Consider the following 18,745-nt stretch of genomic DNA (forward strand, 5'->3'; position numbering starts at 1 on the left):
GGACGTTCCGCTCGCCCGAGGCGACGCGCGGCGATCGGTCCGTGACCCCCACGAACGACGAGAGGCCCGCCCCCGGCAGGGGACGGGCCTCTCGTGCGGTCGCGCTACTTGGCGCGCCAGGCGTTCCGGCGGCGCCGCCAGTCGACGATCATGATCAGGATCATCGTGCCGGCGATGCCGAGGACCCAGAGGTCCTCGATCCGGCCCTCGTGGTTGCCGATGAGGTAGGACAGCATGAACAGGATCGCGATCACCGCGCCGATGCGGCCCCACCGACCGGTCTCGCCGTGCCAGCCCCACTCCTCCGGGCGCTCGTGCTCCACGGGGTGGGAGTCGGCCCGGACGACGGCCTCCTCGCGACCGGGCTGGTTGACCCGCCCCGTTCCGGGGTGGTCCACGGAGATCCGCTCACGGTGGGTCTGCTCGCTCACACCGCCATCCTGCCAGCCCACCTGATGCGCCACCCGCCGAGGGAGGACGGCGCGTCGACCCGGGGGAGCGTCGGGGAGGATGCGCGCCGTGGACGGCGTGCGCGAGGTGACGGTGCTGGGCTCCACCGGATCGATCGGCCGGCAGGCCGTCGCGGTGGCCCAGCAGAACCCGGACCGGCTGCGGATCACCGGCCTGGCCGCCGGTGGCGGGGACGTCGCCCGGCTGGCCGAGCAGGCGCTCTCCCTCGGCGTCCGCACCGTCGCGGTGGCTAAGGCGACCGCCGCGCAGGACCTCCAGCTGGCCTTCTACGCCGCCGCCTCCCAGCGCGGCTGGTCCCGGGGGGAGTACGCGCTGCCGGAGATCCTCGCCGGCCCGCGGGCGGCCGAGGAGCTCGCCGCCCGCCCGGCCGACGTCGTCCTCAACGGCATCACCGGCTCGATCGGGCTGCGGCCCACGCTGGCCGCGCTGCAGGCCGGCCGCACCGTCGCGCTGGCCAACAAGGAGTCGCTGGTGGTCGGCGGGGAGCTGGTCACCGCGGCAGCCGCGCCCGGCCAGCTGGTGCCGGTCGACTCCGAGCACTCGGCCCTGGCGCAGTGCCTGCGCGGCGGGCACAGGAGCGAGGTGGCCCGCCTGGTGCTCACCGCCAGCGGCGGGCCGTTCCGCGGCCGCACCGCCGCCGAGCTGGCCGACGTCACGGTCGAGCAGGCGCTGGCGCACCCGACGTGGGCCATGGGCCCGGTCGTGACGATCAACTCCGCGACGCTCGTCAACAAGGGCCTGGAGCTCATCGAGGCGCACCTGCTCTTCGACGTCCCCTTCGCCGACATCGACGTCGTGGTGCACCCGCAGTCGATCGTGCACTCGATGGTGACCTTCGCCGACGGCGCGACCATCGCCCAGGCCAGCCCGCCGGACATGCGGTTGCCCATCGCGCTGGCCCTGGCCTGGCCCGATCGGCTGCCGCACGTGCAGCCGCCGCTGGACTGGTCGGCGGCGAGCACCTGGGAGTTCGCGCCGCTGGACGACGAGGCGTTCCCGGCCGTCGCGCTGGCCCGCTCCGCCGGCGAGACGGCGGGCGTGGCCCCGGCGGTCTACAACGCGGCCAACGAGGAGGCGGTGGCGGCGTTCCGGGCGGGTCGGCTGCCGTTCCGGGGCATCGTGGACCTCGTCGCGCGTACCCTCGACGACGCGCCGGACCTCGGCGCCCCCACCTGCGTCGAGGACGTCCTGGCGGCGGAGGGGTGGGCCCGGCGGCACGCCGGGAGTGTGATCGTCGGAGGCTGAGCTGAGCGGGTTGCTGCTGACCGTCCTCGGGATCGCCGCCTTCGCGGCCGGGCTCCTCTTCTCGATCGCCTTCCACGAGTACGGGCACTTCTTCTGGGCCCGGAAGTTCGGCATGCGGGTGCCGCAGTTCATGGTCGGCTTCGGCCCGACGCTCTTCTCCCGCACCCGCGGGGAGACCGAGTACGGGGTCAAGGCCGTCCCGCTCGGCGGCTACATCCGCATCGTCGGGATGATCCCGCCGGCCGAGGAGAACGAGAGCACGCGGGCCACCCGCATGCGCTCGTTCATCGCCGAGGTGCGCGGCGCCGCGCTCGACGACGTCCGCCCCGGCGACGAGGGCCGGGTCTTCTACGCCAAGCCCTGGTGGCAGCGGGTCATCGTCATGTTCGCCGGCCCCTTCCACAACCTGGTGCTGGCGGTGCTGCTCTTCACGGTGCTGCTGACCGTCGTCGGCACCAGCGTGCTGACCACGTCGGTCCGCAGCGTCCCGGCCTGCGTGCTCCCCACCACTGCCGCGGTCCAGGCCGGGACCGACCCCTGCACGGTGCCGGTCGACCCGGCGGGACAGACCTGCGAGGAGGGGACGCCGGGCTGCGCGCTGCCCCAGCAGAGCCCCGCCGCGGCCGCCGGTCTGCGTCCCGGCGACACGATCGTCGCCATCGACGGCCGGCCGCTGGACCCGACCGCGTACGACAGCTGGACGACGGTGCAGGAGGCGATCCGCACCAGCCCCGGTCAGCCGCTCGACCTCACCATCGAGCGGGACGGCGCGCGGCAGCGGCTCAGCGTCACGCCGATCCCCAACACGGTCTACGCCGATCCGACCGACCCCACCGAGGGGACGACGACCGCCGGCTACCTCGGGATCTCGCCGAGCGTCGAGCTGGCCCGGCAGGACGCCTCGGCGATCCCCGGCTACTTCGGGATGATCGTGACGAACGCCGTCGAGCGGCTGGTCGAGATCCCCGAGCGCATCCCGCAGCTGTTCCGCGCGGCGTTCCTGGGTGAGGAGCGCGACCCCAACGGGCCGATCGGCGTCGTGGGCGTCGGCCGCATCTCCGGCGAGGTGTTCTCCATCCCGGAGCTGACCACCATGGAGAAGGTCAGCACCTTCGTGCAGCTGCTGGCCAGCATCAACCTGGTGCTGTTCCTGTTCAACCTGCTGCCGATCTACCCGCTCGACGGCGGGCACGTCGCCGGCGCGCTGTACGAGAAGGCGCGCGCCGTCGTCGCCCGGCTGCGTGGCCGCCCCGACCCCGGCCCGTTCGACATCGCGCGGCTGATGCCGGTCGCCTACGTCGTGGCGGGCCTGTTCGTCGTGCTCTCGGGCTTGCTGCTGATCGCCGACGTCGTCAACCCGATCACCCTGCAGTAGCCCCGGCGGGTGTTCCACCCCACGTCACCGGCACCGACCTCCGTGGAGCGCGATACTGGGGTACATGGCGATCCCCGTCGGCCTCGGCATGCCCGCTGCACCCCCGCCCGTCCTCGCGCCCCGGCGCAAGACCCGCCAGCTCATGGTCGGCGACGTCGGTGTCGGCAGCGACCACCCGGTCAGCGTGCAGTCGATGACGACGACCAAGACCGCCGACATCAACGCCACGCTGCAGCAGATCGCCGAGCTCACCGCCTCGGGGTGCCAGATCGTGCGGGTCGCCGTCCCGGACACCGACGACGCCGAGGCGCTGCCGATCATCGCCAGGAAGTCGCAGATCCCGGTCATCGCCGACATCCACTTCCAGCCGCGCTACGTCTTCGCCGCGATCGACGCCGGCTGCGCCGCCGTCCGGGTCAACCCGGGCAACATCAAGAAGTTCGACGACAAGGTCGGCGAGATCGCCCGGGCGGCCCAGGGCGCCGGCATCCCCATCCGGATCGGCGTCAACGCCGGGTCGCTCGACAAGCGGCTGCTCGCCAAGTACGGCAAGGCCACCCCCGAGGCGCTGGTCGAGTCGGCGCTCTGGGAGTGCTCGCTGTTCGAGGAGCACGGCTTCCGCGACATCAAGATCTCGGTCAAGCACAACGACCCGGTGGTCATGGTGCGCGCCTACGAGCTGCTGGCCGCGCAGTGCGACTACCCGCTGCACCTCGGCGTCACCGAGGCCGGCCCCGCCTTCCAGGGCACCATCAAGTCCGCCGTCGCCTTCGGTGCGCTGCTGAGCCAGGGCATCGGCGACACCATCCGCGTCTCCCTCTCCGCCCCGCCGGCCGAGGAGGTCAAGGTCGGCACCCAGATCCTCGAGTCGCTGAACCTCAAGCAGCGCGGCCTGGAGATCGTCAGCTGCCCGTCCTGCGGGCGCGCCCAGGTCGACGTCTACACGCTGGCCGACGAGGTCACCGCAGGGCTCGACGGGCTCGAGGTGCCGCTGCGGGTGGCCGTCATGGGCTGCGTCGTCAACGGCCCGGGCGAGGCCCGCGAGGCCGACCTGGGCGTGGCCTCGGGCAACGGCAAGGGCCAGATCTTCGTCAAGGGCGAGGTCGTCAAGACCGTGCCGGAGTCGCAGATCGTGGAGACGCTGATCGAGGAGGCAATGCGCCTGGCGGACGGCATGACCGCCGCCGACGGCGCGCCGTCCGGCTCGCCCGTCGTCACCGTCGCCTGACCGTCCCGGTGCGGCGCACGCCGGTGTCCTCCGCCCACGCCACCACCCCGGTGCCTCCCACCCACCCCACCACCCCGGTGTCCTCCGCCCACGCCACCACCCCGACGGCGCGGGTCCTCGACGAGACCGACGAGCCCGCCGTCCGCGCCCTGCTCGCCAGCGACCCGGTGGCCGCGTGCGTCCTCGCTGGGCGGGTGGAGGCGGCCGGCACCGCCGCCGCGGCCCTCGGCGCACCGCTGTGGGGGCTGGGCAGCGGGCGCTCGCTGGACGCGGTCTGCCTGGCCGGGGCGAACCTGATCCCCTTCGCCCTGCCCGGCGCGGAGCCTGCGGCGGCGACGGCCTTCGCCGACCGCGCCCGCCGCGCGGGCCGGCGGTGCTCGACCATCGTCGGCCCGGCCGCGTCCGTGGACCCGCTGTGGGAGCTGCTGGCGCCCACCTGGGGTCCGCCCCGCGACCACCGGCCCCGGCAGCCGCTGCTGGCCATCGAGGGGCCGCCGGCGGTCGCCCCCGAGCCCCGGGTGCGCCCGGTGCGCCCGGTCGAGATCGACGTCCTGCTGCCGGCGGCGGTGGCGATGTTCACCGAGGAGGTCGGGGTCAGCCCGCTGCGGGTCGACGGCGGCGCCGGCTACCGCGCGCGCGTGGCCGACCTGGTCCGCGCCGGGCAGTCGCTGGCGTGGATCGAGCGCGGCGAGGTGCTGTTCAAGGCCGAGATCGGCGCGGTGTCCCGCAGCGTCAGCCAGGTGCAGGGCGTGTGGGTCGCCCCCGCCCACCGCGGCCGCGGCATCGGTACCGCGGGCATGGCAGCCGTCGTCGAGTACGCCCGCACCGCGATCGCGCCGGTGGTCAGCCTCTACGTCAACGACTTCAACGGCCCCGCCCGCGCGGCCTACGCGCGCGTCGGGTTCCGCGAGGTCGGGCGGTTCGCCAGCGTCCTCTTCTGACAGAGGACCACCCTTCCCCCACGCCTCGCGAGCTCAGGCGCGCGACCTCAGGCGGAGGGCCCTGACGGGTGGCCGATCCCGTACGTCACCGGGCTCGCGGCGAGCCCATCCGGGGGGCCTGCCTCCCGGGGATCGGCGCGAGCGTCTGGAACGCTGTCTCCCCGTGCGCACACGTCGGGGGACGGTCCTGGGGTCCACGTTGACGCTGCTCGCCGTGCCGGTGCTGGCCGCCTGCTCGGGGAACGCCGAGGACGACGTCCGGTCCGCAGCGGAGGCCTTCCTCGCCGACTGGGCGGCCGGGGACACCGCAGCCGCCGCCGGGGCGACCACCGACCCCGCCGCGGCGACCACGCTGCTGGAGCAGACCGCCACCGACCTGCCCGAGGCCACGCTGAGCCCCGAACTCGGCGAGGTGTCCGTCGAGGACGGCACGGCCAGCGTCGGCTGGACCGCCACCTGGGACCTGGCGGCCGCGCCCGACTGGAGCTACCCGGCCACCCTGCGGCTGCAGGAGGCCGACGAGGGCTGGGACGTCGTCGCCGAGCCCGCCCTCGTCCACCCGGAGCTGGGAGAGGGCCAGCGGCTGCTGCTCGAGCGGCGACTGCCCGAGCGCGCCGCCATCACCGACGCGGCCGGCCAGCCACTGTTCGCCCCCACCGAGATCGTCAACGTCGGCGTCGACCCGGCCCAGGTCACCGACCTGCCCGCGCTGGCCGCCGGGCTGTCGGCGGCCACCGGGATCGCCGCCGAGGAGATCGTCGCCGACGTCCGAGCCGCGCCGGCCGGCCAGTTCGTCCCGGTCATCGCGCTGCGCCGTCCGGACTTCGAGGCCATCCGCGCGCAGGTGTTCGACCTGCCCGGCGCGGTCTTCCCCACCGACACCCGGCTGCTCGCGCCCAGCCCCCGCTTCGCCTCCGCCCTGCTCGGCCGGGTCGGCCCGGCGACCGCCGAGGTGCTCGAGGAGACCGCCGAGGACGGCGCGCCGGTCTACGCCGCCGGCGACGACCTGGGCCTCTCCGGGCTGCAGCGCGCCCTCCAGGAACAGCTCACCGGCACCCCCGGCTTCACCGTCACCGTGGTCAGCGCCGACGAGACCACCGGCGACACCGGCCGGGAGATCGACGCGGTCCAGCCGGTGCCCGGCGAGCCGGTGCAGACGCCGCTGGTGCGCGCCGTGCAGACCGCCGCCGACGCCGCCGTCGCCACCCAGCAGCTGCCGACCCACCTGGTCGTCGTCCGGCCCGGCACGGGGGAGATCGTGGCGGTGTCCTCCAACGAGGCGGCCGCGGCGGGCAACGCGCTGACCGGCCGGTACCCGCCGGGATCGAGCATGAAGACGATCAGCGCCACCGCGCTGCTGGCCACCGGCACGCTCACCCCGCAGACGCCGGTCGCCTGCCCGGGCACCTTCGTCGTCGACGGCCGCGAGTTCGAGAACGCCGACCAGTTCGACCTGGGCACCGTGCCGTTCACCGAGGCCTTCGCGCAGTCCTGCAACACGACCTTCATGCAGCAGGGGCTGCAGCTGCCCGACGACGCCCTCGCCGCGGCCGCCGCGTCCTACGGCGTGGGCACCGACTGGCAGCTCCCGGTCGACGTCTTCAGCGGCGAGGTGCCCGCCGACAGCACCGGGACGACGAAGGCGGCCAACGCGATCGGCCAGGGCCAGGTGCTCATGAGCCCCGCGCAGCTGGCCCTCGTCGCGGCGGGGGTGGCCGGCGGCACTGCGGCGGTGCCGGTCGAGGTCGTCGGCGCCGAGCCGGCCGGCCCGACGCCGGCCGGTCCGGACGCCGCGGTGCTGGAGGCGCTGCGGCCGATGATGCGCCAGGTCGTGCTCTCCGGGACGGCGCGCGCGCTGACCGACCGCGGCGAGGTGTACGGCAAGACCGGCACCGCCGAGTACGGCAGCAACACCCCGCCGGACGCCCACGGCTGGTTCATGGGCTACCAGCTGGCCGGGCCGCAGGGTGATCTGGCGTTCGCGGTCCTGGTGGAGACCGGTCAGTCCAGCAGCGTGGCCGTCGACGTCACCGACGCCTTCCTCGGCGGGCTGGGCGGCTGAGGGGCTGCCGGGTCAGGGCCTCGGTGCCGGATTCGGTCCGGGTCCCCGGCCTCGGCGGGTCGTCGCCCACCTCCGGCGTGCCTCGCGACGACCATGGAGCTGTGGTGGTGACCCGCGGGGCTCCACCGCGTGTCGCCACCCGGACACCGTGATCGTCGACGAACGGGGGCGAGCGGGCCCTACCGGGGCAGGCCGGGGAACGCGTCGGTGACCGGGATCCGGCCGGCAGAGGTGCGCCAGCCGACGGCGCGCACCTCCGCGGCACCCAGCTCCTCGACCGCGAGCTCGCGCACGGCGGACTCCACGGCCTGGTCGAGCAGCCGCACCCACGCGGCGGACACCCCCTCCTCGAGGACGACGGCCAGCGTCGCGGCGTCCACCACCGACAGGACCGGGAAGGGGAGGCTGTAGCCCGCCCGGCGGGGCACCGGGTCGGCGCCGCGGGACTCCAGCAGCGCCACCAGCCGGTCGCGGGCGTCCCGGTGGGCGACCTCCGCGGCCGCCGCGGGCCCGCGGGCGTCCTCCGGCAGCGCCGCACCCACGGTGCCGTACCCCCACACGGCGGCGTGCTCGGCGGCGACCACCTCGTTCAGCGCCGCGGTCTCGGTGCCCTCGTCGAGGAGGCCGTCGTCAGCCACGCCCCTGCCCCTCTCTCACGCCAGTGCCGCCTCGTGCCCGCGCAGCCCCGCGGCGATCGACCCGAGCAGCGCCGCACGGGCGCCGGTCTGCCCGGCGCAGGCCCGCGCGTGGGCGCTCGCCGCGCCGGCCACCTGCTCGCGCAGCCAGGTGCGCACGTCCGCGCCGGCCGGGGGAACCGCGGGAGCGGAGGAGGACGCGGCCGGCGACGCGGTCGAGGACGCGGTCGAGGACGCGGTCGAGGACGCGGTCGAGGACGGCGCGGCCGCCCGCAGCCGGTCGAGCTGCTCGGTGGCCTGGGCGGCCAGGTCGCTCAGCGCGAGGGCGGGGTCGGCCGTCGTCGCCGCGGCGTAGGCGGCGACGACGGCCTCCTGGACGGCGACCTGCCCGGCCAGCCGGTCGGCCTCCTCGGTGCTCACCGCCGGAGCGTCCGCGGAGCCCGCCGTGCAGCCGGCGACGAGGAGGGCGAGCCCCGCCGAGCCCGCCAGGAAGGCGCGGCGGGTGGAGCCCGCGGGGACGGGGACGAGAACGGGGGGCATCGCCGCCATCCTCTCAGCCCCGCACCTGCCCGGCCGGGAGCACACCGCGGGCGGGTTCCTCCCGGCCGCCCGGTCTCGCGCCGGGCAGGAGGGCGGTAACCTGACCCTCCGCCCGGTACCAGGCCGGCGGTGTGTCCGGCGCTCCCCCGCCTGGCCGGGACGAGGGGCGCCGGCCCCACCGTGCGCGCGCCGCCGACCGAGCCAGGGAAGGGAGGGAGCCGTGTCCGCCGCCCCCCGCACCGACCCCGTCGCCACCCGCATGGCCGGACTCGTCGCGCCGGTCGTCGAGGCCGCCGGGTACGACCTGGAGGAACTGGTCGTCACCCCGGCCGGCCGGCGCAGCATCGTCCGGGTCGTGGTCGACCGGGACGCCGGGGTGACCCTCGACGACGTCGCCGAGGTCAGCCGCGCGGTGTCCACGGCCCTCGACGAACACGACGGCGAGTTCGGCAGCGCTCCCTACGTGCTGGAGGTCACCAGCCCCGGGGTCGACCGGCCGCTGACCGAGCCGCGGCACTGGCGGCGCAACACCGGGCGGCTGGTCACCGTTTCCGTGGGCCCCGAGAGCTCTCCCGAGCAGGTGATCGCCCGGGTGCTCGAGGTCGACGGCCACGGGGTGATCCTCGCGGTGGAAGCCGGGGGCAAGCCCGGGGCGAGGAAGCGGCCGCCCACCCGACGGCAGGTGCCGTGGCCGGAGCTGGGCGCCGGGCGGGTGCAGGTCGAGTTCGGCCGGCCGGGGGCCGGCGGGGACAGCGAGCCGCACGACGAGCCGGATCCCGCGGACGACGACGACGGAGGAGGACAGTGAACATCGACGTGACCGCCCTCAAGGCGGTCGAGCGGGAGAAGGGCATCCCGGCCGACACGGTCATCGAGGCCATCGAGACGGCCCTGGTGACCGCGTACCGGCACGCCGACGGCGCGAGCAAGCACGTGCGGGTGCACGTCGACCGCAAGACCGGCGAGGTCGCGGTGCTCGCCCAGGAGCTCGGGCCGGACGGCGAGGTCGTCCGCGAGTGGGACGACACCCCCTCGGACTTCGGCCGGATCGCGGCCAGCACCGCCAAGCAGGTCATCGTCCAGCGGCTGCGCGACGCCGAGCACGAGCAGACCTTCGGCGAGTACGCGGGCAAGGAGGGCGACATCGTCAGCGGCATCGTGCAGGCCGACCAGCGGCGCAACGCCAGCGGCACGGTGCTCGTCGACATCGGCAAGGTCGAGGCCGTGCTGCCCGCCGCCGAGCAGGTGCCGGGGGAGAGCTATCCGCACGGCAGCCGGCTCAAGGCCTACGTGGTGTCGGTCGCGCGCACCTACCGCGGCCCGCAGGTCACCGTCTCCCGCACCCACCCCAACCTGGTCCGCAAGCTCTTCGCGCTCGAGGTCCCCGAGATCGCCGACGGCAGCGTGGAGATCGTCGCGGTCGCGCGCGAGGCCGGGCACCGCTCGAAGATCGCCGTCCGCACCGCGGTGGCCGGGCTCAACGCCAAGGGCGCGTGCATCGGCCCGATGGGGCAGCGGGTGCGCAACGTCATGAGCGAGCTGCACGGCGAGAAGATCGACATCGTCGACTGGTCCGACGACCCCGCGACGTTCGTGGCCTCGGCGCTGAGCCCCGCGCGGGTGAACAGCGCGCAGCTGGTCGACCCCAAGGCCAAGGCGGTGCGGGTGGTGGTCCCCGACTTCCAGCTGTCGCTGGCCATCGGCAAGGAGGGGCAGAACGCCCGGCTCGCCGCGCGGCTGACCGGCTGCCGCATCGACATCCGCAGCGACGCCCAGCCCGACGACGCCGCGCCCTCGCCCGGAGTGGGGCGCGCCCCGTTGCGCTCGGGTGCGGCGGCCGCGCACGGCGGAGCACCTGGCGGCCGCCCGGGGAGGCCAGGTGGCGGCGCACGCCCCGGTCGGGTGCCCGGTGGCCGCAGCCCGGAACACCCGGGGCCCTCAGCGCGCTAGAGTGCAGGGTGGCCGAAACGTCGATCCCGGTGCGCACCTGTGTGGGCTGCCGGAAGCGCGCTCCGGTCACCGACCTGCTGCGCGTCGTCGCCCGCGACGGGACCCTCGTCCCCGACCCGCGACGGAGGCTCCCCGGCCGGGGCGCCTCGCTGCACCCCACACCGGAGTGCCTGCGCACAGCGGAGCGACGCCGGGCCTTCCTCCGGGCGCTGCGCCTCCCCGGAGGCGGCAGCACCCCGGTGGAGGCCGGTCCGCTCCGGGACCACGTCCTCGGCGCGCCGTCTCCGGCGCCGGCGGGGAACGGGGCCCGGACGGGCGACAGCACACGAACGAGCACCGCACGAACGACAACCGCACCAACACAGACGGACCCGCGCCCGGTGGGTCCGCACGTCGAGAGCAGGACGTCGTCGGATGAGCAAGCCGTGAAGTCCCCCAGATGACCAGCCACATGCAGTACTGACGACGAGGTCGCGCGGGCAAGCCGCCGGCCTCACAAAGAGGAGATCCGTGCCAGGCAAAGCCCGCGTACACGAACTCGCCAAGGAGTTCGGTGTCGACAGCAAGACCGTGCTCGCCAAGCTCAAGGAGCAGGGCGAGTTCGTGAAGTCCGCTTCCTCGACCGTCGAGGCCCCCGTGGCCCGGCGGCTCCGGGAGGCACTCGGCAGCAGCACCGGCAACGGCGGCGGCCAGGCGGCTCCCAGGCCCGCCCCGCGTCCGAGCGCGCCCGCTGCCCCGCAGGCCCCGGCCGCCGCGGCTCCGTCCGCGCCGTCCGTCCCTGCTGCCCCCGCCGCGCCGTCCGCTCCGGCTCCCGCGCCGCAGCCGCCGGTGACCCGCGCCCCCGGCGCGCCGACCCCGGGCCCGCGCCCGGGCGCGGGCCCGGGGTCGGGCGCGGCCCGTCCCGGTGCGCCCGTCCCCGGTCCGCGACCGACCGCGCCGGCGCCGGAGGCCCCTGCGGCCAGCGCGCCGACCCAGCAGCCGCCCGCGGCGCCCGGTGGCCCGCGTCCCGGTGCTCCGCGTCCCGGTTCAGCTGGCGGCGCCACCCCGGGAGCGCGTCCGGCCGCTCCGTCGCCCGGTCCCCGGCCGGGCCCGCGCGCGGCCCCGCGCCCGGGCAACAACCCCTTCAGCAGCGCTCCGCGGCCGGCTCCGTCCGGTGGTGCGCCGCGTCCCGGCCCCGCGGCCGGTGGCCCGCGTCCGGGCCCGGCGGCCGGTGGGCCGCGCCCCGGTCCGGCCGGCCCCGGCGGTTCCCGTCCGGGTCCCGGTGCCGGCGGTCCGCGCCCGGCGGCCGGTTCCCGTCCGGGTCCCGGTGCCGGCGGTCCGCGTCCCGCGGCCGGTCCCGGCGGTCCGCGCCCGAACCCGGGCATGATGCCGCAGCGTCCCTCCCCCGGCATGATGCCGCCGCGTCCGGCCGGCCGGCCCGGCGGTGGCCCCGGTGGCCCCGGCGGTGCCGGTGGCCGTGGCCGCCCGGGTGGTCCCGGCGGTGGTGGCGGCGGCGGTGGCTTCCGTCCCGGCGGCGGTGGCCCCGGTGGCGGTGGCGGTGGCGCTCCCGCCGGCGGTGGTTTCCGCGCTGGCGGCGGCGGCGGCCGTGGCCGTGGCCGTGGTGGCTCCGGTGCGGGCACCGCGGGCGCCTTCGGTCGTCCCGGCGGGCGTGGCCCGGTCCGCGGGCGCAAGTCCAAGAAGCAGCGGCGTCAGGAGTTCGACTCCATGGCGGCGCCCAGCATGGGCGGCGTCAGCCTGCCGCGTGGCAACGGGCAGACCGTCCGGCTGCCCCGTGGCGCCTCGCTGACCGACCTCGCCGAGAAGATCGGCGCACAGCCGGCCGCGCTGGTCACCGCCCTGTTCCACCTGGGCGAGATGGTCACCGCGACCCAGTCGGTCAACGACGAGACGCTGCAGCTGCTCGGTGCCGAGATCGACTGGGACATCCAGGTGGTCAGCCCCGAGGACGAGGACCGCGAGCTGCTCGAGACCTTCGACCTGACCTTCGGCGACGAGGGTGACGAGGAGGACTGGGAGGCCCGCCCGCCGGTGGTGACCGTCATGGGTCACGTCGACCACGGCAAGACCAAGCTGCTGGACGCCCTCCGCAACACCAACGTGGTGGCGCGGGAGGCCGGCGGCATCACCCAGCACATCGGCGCCTACCAGATCGTCACCGAGCTCGAGGACAACGAACGGCCCATCACGTTCATCGACACCCCGGGTCACGAGTCGTTCACCGCGATGCGTGCGCGTGGCGCGAAGGTGACCGACATCGTGGTCCTGGTCGTGGCGGCCGACGACGGCGTCATGCCGCAGACGGTCGAGGCGCTCAACCACGCCCAGGCCGCCGAGGTGCCGATCGTGGTCGCGGTCAACAAGATCGACAAAGAGGGGGCCAACCCCGCCAAGATCCGTCAGCAGCTCACCGAGTACGGGCTGGTGGCCGAGGAGTACGGCGGCGACACGATGTTCGTCGACGTCTCCGCGACCCAGCGCCTGGGCCTCGACGAGCTCCTCACGGCGATCCTGCTGACCGCCGACGCCTCGCTGGACCTGCGCGCCAACACCGAGCAGGACCCGCAGGGTGTGGTCATCGAGGGCAAGCTGGACAAGGGCCGCGGCCCCGTCGCCACGGTGCTCGTCCAGCGCGGCACCCTGCGCCAGGGCGACTCGATCGTGGCCGGCGACGCCTACGGTCGGGTCCGGTCGCTGCTCGACGAGCACGGCAACAAGCTGAAGGAGGCCCTGCCGGCCCGCCCCGTGCAGGTCGTGGGTCTCACCTCGGTGCCCCGTGCCGGCGACACCTTCCTGGTCGTCGAGGAGGACCGGGTGGCGCGGCAGATCGCCGACCGTCGCCAGGCCCGCATCCGCAACGCGCAGAACGCCTCCATGCGCAAGCGGATCAGCCTCGAGGACCTCGACGCGGCGCTCAAGGAGAACCGTCAGCTCAACCTGATCATCAAGGGCGACAACTCGGGCACCGTCGAGGCGCTCGAGGAGGCGCTGATGAAGATCGAGGTGAGCGACGACATCTCGCTGCGGGTCATCCACCGCGGCGTCGGTGGCATCACGAAGAGCGACATCGACCTGGCGCTGGCCGACGACGTGATCGTCCTGGGCTTCAACGTCCGGGCCGAGGGTCAGGCCACCGAGCTCGCCAACCGCGAGGGCGTGGACGTCCGGTACTACTCGGTCATCTACCAGGCGATCGAGGAGATCGAGGCGGCCCTCAAGGGCATGCTCAAGCCGGAGTACGAGGAGGTCTCGCTCGGCTCGGCGGAGGTCCGCGAGGTCTTCCGCGTGCCGCGCATCGGCAACGTCGCGGGCTCCATCGTCCGCAGCGGGACGATCACCCGGAACTCGAAGGCCCGGCTGGTCCGCGACGGTGTCGTCGTCGCCGACAACCTCACCGTCGAGTCACTGCGTCGCTTCAAGGACGACGTGACCGAGGTCCGCGACGGCTACGAGTGCGGTATCGGTCTCGGGTCGTTCAACGACATCAAGGTCGAGGACGTCATCGAGACCTTCGAGATGCGCGAGAAGCCGCGCGCGTGATCCGCGACGGCCGCGGCCGGGTACCCCCCGGCCGCGGCCGCGTGGCCTGCGCAGAGACAGGACCCCGTCCTCCCCGGGGAGGGCACCCTCGGCCCCCGCCGCTCGCGAGCTCGCGGCGGGACCCTGCACGGGGGCCGTCAGAGCTCGGGGCGGGGCCCGGGACGGAGTCGGGTGTTCACCGGGTCGCTGACCGCTGACCTGCTGCTGGGCGACGTCCACTCGCTCAAGGGCAAGCGCGCCGTCGTGCGGCCGATCGTGGCCGAGCTGCGGCGCCGGTACGCCGTGGCCGCCGCCGAGGTCGGCGACCAGGACCTGCACCGCCGCGTGCAGGTCGGGGTGGCCACCGTCGCCGGGGACGCCGGTCAGGTGAGCGACGTCCTCGACGCCTGCGAGCGGTTGCTGGCCGAGCGGCCGGAGGTGACGCTGCTCTCGACGCACCGGCAGCTGTTCAGCGACACCGATCAGTAGCTGGACCCCCTCGCCCCACGACTCGCGAGCTCGCCGTGGGCCCCTGCGAGGAGGCCGACCGCCGCGGCCCATGTCCCATCAACCCGGCGTCCACCTCGTGACGCCCCGACCCACGGAGGTCCGCCGTGGCCGACCCGGCCCGCGCCCGCAAGCTGGCGGTGCGCATCCGCCAGATCGTCTCCGCCGCGATCGAGATGCAGATCAAGGACCCGCGCCTGGGCATGGTGACCGTCACCGACGCGCGGGTGACCAGCGACCTGCGCGAGGCGACCGTCTTCTACACCGTCTACGGCGACGCCACCGAGGTCGAGGACTCCGCCAAGGCGCTCGCGTCGGCCACCGGCGTGCTGCGGTCGACGGTGGGGAGGCAGACGGGCATCAAGTTCGTGCCCACGCTCACCTTCGTCGCCGACCACGTGCCCGACACCGCCCGCGAGCTCGACGAGGCGCTCGAGCGGGTCCGGCACGCCGACGCCGAGCTGGCCCGCATCCGCGCGGGGGCCACCTACGCCGGCGATGCCGACCCCTACCGCCGTCCCCCCGAGGACGACGACGAGGACGACTCCGCCGAGGACCGGTCCTCCGGCGGGACTGCCGATGACACTGTCGCCGAGCCCACCCGGAGCAGGAGCGCCTCATGAGCGAGAACGACCCCGACCCGAACCTGCCGGACGAGGGACAGGGCCGCTCCGAGCTGGGTGGCCGTCCCGAGCCGGACGCGGGCGACCCGACGCGCGGCGGCAAGCGCGGCGAGATCGGCGAGGCGCCGAGCATCGCCTCCGACGAGCCCGACGACGGCCGGGGCTACCCGGTCGGTGGCGGGCTGGTGACCGAGGAGGCGAACGCGGCCCCGGTCGCCGACCCCGGCCCGGAGTCGTGACCGTCTCCCTCCCGCGAGGCGCCGACCCCCTCCCGCCGGACGCCCGCCCGACCGACCGGGCCGCCGCCGTCCTCGCCGAGGCGGCGGCGACCCGGGCCACCGTCGTCCTCTCCGGGCACGTGCAGCCCGACGCCGACGCGCTGGGCAGCACGCTCGCTCTCGCCGAGGGGCTGCGGCGCCGCGGTGCCCGCGTGCTGACCACCTTCCCGGACCCGTTCACCCTGCCGCCGTCGCTGGCCTGGCTGCCCGGCGCCGAGGGACTGGTGCCCTCGTCGGCGGTGCCGGCGTCCCCGGACGTGTTCGTGAGCCTCGACGCCGCATCGCCCGGCCGGCTGGGCGAGCTGGCCGGGCTCCTGACGGGCGCGGGCACGTCCGTGGTCGTCGACCACCACGCGAGCAACCCCGGCTTCGGCGACGTCCGCGTCGTCGACCCCTCAGCGCCGGCGACCGTCGTCCTCGTCGCCGACCTGCTCGACGGCCTCGGCGTCCCCCTCGACGAGCGGCTGGCCACCTGCCTCTACGCCGGGCTGACGGCCGACACCGGGTCCTTCCGGTTCGGCAGCACCCGCCCGGACACCCACGACCTCGCGGCCCGGCTGCTGGCCACCGGCATCGACCACGCCACGATCAGCCAGCGGCTGTTCGACACCGCGCCGTTCGCCTGGCTCGGGCTGCTCTCGGTCGTCGCCGGCCGCGCCGTGCTGGAGACCGAGGTCGGCGCCGGCCTGGTGTGGACCTGGTCGAGCACCGCGGAGGCCGCCGAGCACGGTCTGCCCGGTGAGCAGCTCGAGGCGCTGGTCGACGTCGTCCGCTCCACCCAGGAGGCCGACGTGGCCTGTGTGCTCAAGGGCCAGGACGACGGCACGTGGTCGGTGTCGCTGCGCTCCCGCGGCGCCACCGACGTCGCGCGCGTCGCCATGGCCCTGGGCGGCGGCGGCCACCGCGCCGCCGCCGGCTTCACCTCGCACGAGGACCGCGAGACGACGCTGGCCCGCATCCGCCAGGAGCTGGCCGCCGCTCGATGACCCGGTCGTCCCCCTTCCGTCGGGATCGCCGATCTCGCACGGATCCGACCCCTCAGCCGAGCGAGATCGCCGATCCCGCCACGCAGGGACGTCGCCCACCCGGAGTGCTGGCCCTCGCCGCGCCGGCGCTGGTCGTGCTGGCCGCCGAGCCGCTGTACCTGCTGGTCGACACCGCCGTCGTCGGGAACCTGGGCACGGTGGCGCTGGGCGGGCTCGCCGTCGGCGGCGGGCTGCTGGCCTGGGCCGCCGCGCTGCTGAACTTCCTCGCCTACGGCACCACCGCCCGCGCCGCCCGCCGCGCCGGTGCCGGGGACCGGGCGGGTGCGGTCGCCGAGGGGGTGCAGGCCACCTGGCTGGCGCTGGCGCTCGGCCTGGCGGTGCTCCTGCTGTTCCAGCTCCTCGCCGGCCCGCTCACCCGGCTGCTCGCCGGCGGCGACGGACCGGTCGCGGCAGCCGGGGAGGGCTGGCTGCGCGTGGCTTCCCTCGGTGCGCCGCTGCTGCTGGTCTCCCTGGCCGGCAACGGGTGGCTGCGCGGAGTGCAGGAGCTGCGCCGCCCCATGCGCTACGTGCTCGTCGGCAGCACGGCCAGCCTGGTCCTCTGCCCGCTGCTGGTGCACCCGGCGGGCCTCGGCCTGGTCGGCTCGGCCGTGGCCAACGTGGCCGGCCAGGCGCTCACCGCCGTGCTGTTCGTCCGCGCCGTCCTGCGCGAGGACGTCCCCTGGCGGCCCCGCCTCGCCGCGCTGCGGGCGCAGTTGGTCATCGGCCGCGACCTGCTGCTGCGCGCCGCCGTGCTGCAGGTCGCGTTCCTCGTCGCGACCGGGGTGGTCGCCCGCGCCGGCACCGCCGAGCTCGGCGCGCACCAGATCGCCGTCCAGCTGTTCTTCTTCCTCGCCCTGGTGCTCGACGCCTACGCCATCGCGGCGCAGACCCTCGTCGGCCAGGCCCTCGGCGCGGCCCGGCCCGATGCCGCCCGCGACACCGCCCGCCGGGTCACCCTCTGGGGCCTGGGCACGGGCGTGGTGGTCGCGGGAGTGCTGCTGGCGCTGCGCCCGGTGGTGCTGCCGCTGTTCACCGACGACCCCGCGGTCCTCGCGCAGGCCGTCGTCGCCTGGTGGTTCCTCGCCGCGGTGCAGCCGCTGGCCGGTGTCGTGTTCGCCCTGGACGGCGTGCTGATGGGCGCCGGCGACGTCGGCTACCTGCGGACGGTGACCATCGGAGCGGCCCTGGTCGGTTTCGTGCCGCTGTCGCTGCTCGCCGTGCCGCTGGGGTGGGGGCTGGCCGGCGTGTGGACCGGCCTGACCCTGTTCGTCGCGCTCCGGCTGGTCGGCGTGCTCGTCCGGGTGGCGGGGGATCGCTGGCTGCAGGCGCCTGGCACGGTGACGGCGTGAGCAGACGCCGTCCCGACGCCGATGTGCCCCCGGGCCTGCTGCTGGTCGACAAGCCCGGCGGCATGACCTCGCACGACGTCGTTGCCCGGGCCCGGCGGGTGCTCTCGGTCCGCCGGGTCGGGCACGCCGGCACGCTGGACCCGATGGCCACCGGCCTGCTGGTCCTGGGCGTGGGGACGGCGACCCGGCTGCTCGGGTACGTCGGCGGGCACGACAAGACCTACGAGGCGACCATCCGCCTCGGCCAGACCACCGTCACCGACGACCGCGAGGGCGAGGTCCTCGCCACCACCCCGGCGGGGCACCTGGACGGCGACGCCGTCACCGCCGCCCTGGCCGCGCAGACCGGCCCGCTGCTGCAGGTGCCCTCGTCGGTGAGCGCGGTGAAGGTCGCCGGCCGCCGCTCCTACGACCGGGTGCGCGCCGGCGAGGAAGTGGTCCTCGAGCCGCGGGCGGTGACCGTCCACCGGCTCGACGTCCACCGCGTCACCCGCCCCACGCCGGACCTGGTGGACGTCGACGTGACCGTCTCCTGCACCGCCGGCACCTACGTCCGCGCGATCGCGCGCGACGCCGGCGCTGCCCTGGGTGTGGGCGGGCACCTCATCGCGCTGCGCCGCACCACCTCCGGTCCGTTCTCGGTGGCCGGGGCCGCGCCGGTCGAGGAGGCCGGGCAGGCGCTGGCCGCCGGCGGGGGAGCGGGGGTGCTCGGTCTTCCCGACGCCGCCCGCGCCGTCTTCCCGGTGCGCACGCTGACCGACGAGGAGGCGCGCGCCCTCGGGCACGGGCAGCGGATCCCGGCCACCGGCGCCCCCGGCCTGCACGCCGCGGTGGACGGCGCGGACCGGCTGGTCGCCCTGGTCGAGGACGCCGGCGCCGCCGCTCGCGTCGCGGTCGGGTTCCCGCCCGGGTGAGGTGCTGGAACGGCTCCCGTGCCGGGCCGCGGCGCCGGTGCGGCATCGGTCATCGCGCCGTCGTCGCCCGCGGCCGACCGCTCCGC

The 18,745-nt window shown here is 75.6% G+C and carries 18 protein-coding genes and 1 pseudogene; 16 read left to right on the top strand and 3 right to left on the bottom strand.

What is annotated here, in order from left to right:
- Nucleotides 1-104 precede the first annotated feature (104 nt).
- Nucleotides 105-431: a DUF2631 domain-containing protein gene (locus tag BUB17_RS19465; RefSeq protein WP_072920344.1), complete on the bottom strand. Its 327-nt coding sequence runs from the start codon at nucleotides 429-431 to the stop codon at nucleotides 105-107.
- Nucleotides 432-510: 79 nt separating this feature from the next.
- On the opposite strand from BUB17_RS19465, the gene dxr reads away from it, so the two are divergent.
- The 5 genes from dxr to BUB17_RS19490 all read left to right on the top strand — a co-directional run bounded on the left by dxr (nucleotide 511) and on the right by BUB17_RS19490 (nucleotide 7,322).
- Nucleotides 511-1,716 carry a 1-deoxy-D-xylulose-5-phosphate reductoisomerase gene (gene dxr / locus BUB17_RS19470; RefSeq protein ID WP_072920345.1) on the top strand — a complete coding sequence of 402 codons (1,206 nt, stop codon included), beginning with the start codon at nucleotides 511-513 and terminating at the stop codon, nucleotides 1,714-1,716.
- Between the two features lie 10 nt (nucleotides 1,717-1,726).
- Nucleotides 1,727-3,091 carry a M50 family metallopeptidase gene (locus BUB17_RS19475; RefSeq protein WP_072920346.1) on the top strand — a complete coding sequence of 455 codons (1,365 nt, stop codon included), beginning with the start codon at nucleotides 1,727-1,729 and terminating at the stop codon, nucleotides 3,089-3,091.
- Nucleotides 3,092-3,155: 64 nt separating this feature from the next.
- Entirely contained in the window at nucleotides 3,156-4,319 is a 1,164-nt protein-coding gene (gene ispG, locus BUB17_RS19480; RefSeq protein WP_072920347.1) for a flavodoxin-dependent (E)-4-hydroxy-3-methylbut-2-enyl-diphosphate synthase, read from the top strand.
- A gap of 23 nt (nucleotides 4,320-4,342) precedes the next feature.
- Nucleotides 4,343-5,260 (top strand): GNAT family N-acetyltransferase, encoded by a 918-nt coding sequence (locus tag BUB17_RS19485; RefSeq protein WP_244277385.1) that lies wholly within the window; start codon nucleotides 4,343-4,345, stop codon nucleotides 5,258-5,260.
- A gap of 163 nt (nucleotides 5,261-5,423) precedes the next feature.
- Nucleotides 5,424-7,322 (top strand): penicillin-binding transpeptidase domain-containing protein, encoded by a 1,899-nt coding sequence (locus tag BUB17_RS19490; RefSeq protein ID WP_072920348.1) that lies wholly within the window; start codon nucleotides 5,424-5,426, stop codon nucleotides 7,320-7,322.
- A gap of 179 nt (nucleotides 7,323-7,501) precedes the next feature.
- Here the strand turns inward: BUB17_RS19490 and BUB17_RS19495 are convergent, their stop codons facing one another.
- Nucleotides 7,502-7,960: a ferritin-like domain-containing protein gene (locus BUB17_RS19495; RefSeq protein ID WP_072920349.1), complete on the bottom strand. Its 459-nt coding sequence runs from the start codon at nucleotides 7,958-7,960 to the stop codon at nucleotides 7,502-7,504.
- A gap of 15 nt (nucleotides 7,961-7,975) precedes the next feature.
- The gene (locus BUB17_RS19500) at nucleotides 7,976-8,497 is read right to left on the bottom strand and encodes a hypothetical protein (protein WP_072920350.1); all 522 of its coding nucleotides are present in this window, start codon (nucleotides 8,495-8,497) and stop codon (nucleotides 7,976-7,978) included.
- 220 nt (nucleotides 8,498-8,717) lie between these two features.
- Between BUB17_RS19500 and rimP the strand changes: the two genes are divergently transcribed.
- From rimP to truB, 11 genes and pseudogenes are all read left to right on the top strand, one after another.
- Nucleotides 8,718-9,305, top strand: a complete 588-nt coding sequence (gene rimP, locus BUB17_RS19505; protein ID WP_072920351.1) for a ribosome maturation factor RimP — start codon at nucleotides 8,718-8,720, stop codon at nucleotides 9,303-9,305.
- Nucleotides 9,302-10,447, top strand: a complete 1,146-nt coding sequence (gene nusA, locus BUB17_RS19510) for a transcription termination factor NusA (protein ID WP_072920352.1) — start codon at nucleotides 9,302-9,304, stop codon at nucleotides 10,445-10,447. The genes rimP and nusA overlap by 4 nt, the downstream gene beginning before the upstream one ends.
- 41 nt (nucleotides 10,448-10,488) lie before the next feature.
- Entirely contained in the window at nucleotides 10,489-10,890 is a 402-nt protein-coding gene (locus tag BUB17_RS25650; protein WP_208983501.1) for a YlxR family protein, read from the top strand.
- A 67-nt stretch (nucleotides 10,891-10,957) separates the two neighbouring features.
- Nucleotides 10,958-11,101, top strand: a pseudogene (locus tag BUB17_RS28315) (translation initiation factor IF-2 N-terminal domain-containing protein); the annotation flags it as partial.
- 1,050 nt (nucleotides 11,102-12,151) lie between these two features.
- Nucleotides 12,152-13,984, top strand: coding sequence for a translation initiation factor IF-2 (infB, locus tag BUB17_RS27970; RefSeq protein ID WP_244277387.1), 1,833 nt, complete (start codon nucleotides 12,152-12,154; stop codon nucleotides 13,982-13,984).
- 171 nt (nucleotides 13,985-14,155) lie between these two features.
- Nucleotides 14,156-14,452 (top strand): DUF503 domain-containing protein, encoded by a 297-nt coding sequence (locus tag BUB17_RS19525; RefSeq protein WP_072920354.1) that lies wholly within the window; start codon nucleotides 14,156-14,158, stop codon nucleotides 14,450-14,452.
- Between the two features lie 125 nt (nucleotides 14,453-14,577).
- Nucleotides 14,578-15,093, top strand: coding sequence for a 30S ribosome-binding factor RbfA (rbfA, locus tag BUB17_RS19530; RefSeq protein ID WP_072920355.1), 516 nt, complete (start codon nucleotides 14,578-14,580; stop codon nucleotides 15,091-15,093).
- On the top strand, nucleotides 15,090-15,332 hold the full coding sequence (locus BUB17_RS19535) for a hypothetical protein (protein ID WP_072920356.1): 243 nt from the start codon (nucleotides 15,090-15,092) through the stop codon (nucleotides 15,330-15,332). The genes rbfA and BUB17_RS19535 overlap by 4 nt, the downstream gene beginning before the upstream one ends.
- On the top strand, nucleotides 15,329-16,357 hold the full coding sequence (locus BUB17_RS19540) for a DHH family phosphoesterase (RefSeq protein WP_072920357.1): 1,029 nt from the start codon (nucleotides 15,329-15,331) through the stop codon (nucleotides 16,355-16,357). The genes BUB17_RS19535 and BUB17_RS19540 overlap by 4 nt, the downstream gene beginning before the upstream one ends.
- Nucleotides 16,358-16,461: 104 nt before the next feature.
- Complete coding sequence (locus BUB17_RS19545) at nucleotides 16,462-17,745, top strand: MATE family efflux transporter (RefSeq protein ID WP_072920358.1); 1,284 nt, start codon at nucleotides 16,462-16,464, stop codon at nucleotides 17,743-17,745.
- The gene (truB, locus tag BUB17_RS19550) at nucleotides 17,742-18,659 is read left to right on the top strand and encodes a tRNA pseudouridine(55) synthase TruB (protein ID WP_141243105.1); all 918 of its coding nucleotides are present in this window, start codon (nucleotides 17,742-17,744) and stop codon (nucleotides 18,657-18,659) included. The genes BUB17_RS19545 and truB overlap by 4 nt, the downstream gene beginning before the upstream one ends.
- The last annotated feature ends 86 nt before the right edge of the window (nucleotides 18,660-18,745 follow it).

This window comes from Geodermatophilus obscurus (genome assembly GCF_900143215.1).
GTDB lineage: Bacteria > Actinomycetota > Actinomycetes > Mycobacteriales > Geodermatophilaceae > Geodermatophilus > Geodermatophilus obscurus_A.